This is a genomic window from Exiguobacterium sp. s150 (assembly GCF_018618435.1).
GTDB classification, from domain to species: Bacteria; Bacillota; Bacilli; order Exiguobacteriales; family Exiguobacteriaceae; genus Exiguobacterium; species Exiguobacterium alkaliphilum.
In genome coordinates, this window is record NZ_JACSMC010000072.1 from 1 (window position 1) to 1,292 (window position 1,292).

The following is a 1,292-nucleotide window of genomic DNA, read 5'->3' on the forward strand; positions in this document are numbered from 1 at the left end:
ATTTAACTAAATCAGGCGAGAATTCTCCCTCCTCTAAGCGTCCGGGGCGAAGCCCAGCGTAGGTGGGAGATGAATCGCCCGTGCTAGCAAGATTATATGTGCTTGGTATAATGGATGTAACCAACCAAAAGGACTGAACTATCAATGAAAATGGATACGAACAAACATTCAGTCTTTCTTCTGAACTACCATCTCGACAAGGAGAGGCGTGATCACTTTGCTGAAGGCGTATAAGTTTCGATTGTATCCAACGACACCACAACAAGAATCCTTCATGAAGACGTTCGGTTGCGTCCGTTTCGTCTACAATAAGATGCTCGAGGAACGGATCCGGCTGTATGAAGAGTCGAGGCTGAACCCTGACACGAAGCAGAAGCTCCCGACCCCGGCGAAGTACAAGCCCGAATTCCCTTTCTTGCAAGAAGTCGATAGCCTGTCACTGGCGAACGCCCAGATGGACTTGAACAAGGCATACGCCAACTTCTTCCGTGACAAAACTGTGGGGTTCCCGAAATTCAAGTCGAAGCACGGCGACCGTGCCTCCTACACGACCAACAATCAGAACGGGAGCGTCCGGATCGAGGGCGGGAAGGTGAGACTCCCTAAGATCGGCTTCGTGAAGTTCAAACAACATCGTCCTTTCAAGGGGATCATCAAGTCCGCGACAATCTCGATGACGAAGACGGGCAAGTTCTTCGTCTCCATCCTCGTCAATCAGGATGACGAGCAATGGATCCCGGTTAAGAACAAGATCGGCATCGACCTCGGGCTGGAACACTTCGCCATCATGACAGACGATGACATGGTCTCCGAGAAGATCGACAACCCTCGTTTTCTCCGTAAATCTGAAAAGAAGGTCAAGAAGGCGCAGCGCGCTCTGTCTCGTAAGAAAATAGGAAGCAAGAACCGGGAGAAAGCCAAACTGATTCTCGCCAAGAAACATGAGAAAATCGCAAATCAACGTAAAGACTTCCTTCATAAGCTGTCGAAGCGAATCGTTGACGAGAACCAAGTCATCGTCGTGGAGACATTGAAATCGAAGAACATGATGAAGAACCACAGGGTCGCCAAATCGATCGCAGATGTCAGTTGGTACGAGTTCGTCCGACAACTCGAATACAAATCAAACTTCTACGGACGGACGCTCATCAAGGCCGACCAATGGTACGCATCGACACAAATCTGTTCTTCCTGCGGCGAAAAAGGCGAGAAGAAAACAGTGGATGTCCGCGAATGGACGTGTACCTGTGGCGCTCACCATGATCGAGACATCAATGCGAGCATCAATCTTC

At 49.6% G+C, this 1,292-nt stretch carries 1 protein-coding gene and 1 pseudogene; both read left to right on the forward strand.

Features of this window, described 5'->3' with window-relative positions:
- Nucleotides 1-144: 144 nt before the first annotated feature.
- Nucleotides 145-231 (forward strand): annotated as a pseudogene (locus KNP76_RS16090) (IS200/IS605 family transposase); the annotation flags it as partial.
- Nucleotides 218-1,292, forward strand: a 1,075-nt coding sequence (gene tnpB, locus KNP76_RS15510) for an IS200/IS605 family element RNA-guided endonuclease TnpB (RefSeq protein WP_214845042.1), incomplete at its 3' end; no start/stop codon positions are given. The pseudogene KNP76_RS16090 and the gene tnpB, both read left to right, overlap by 14 nt.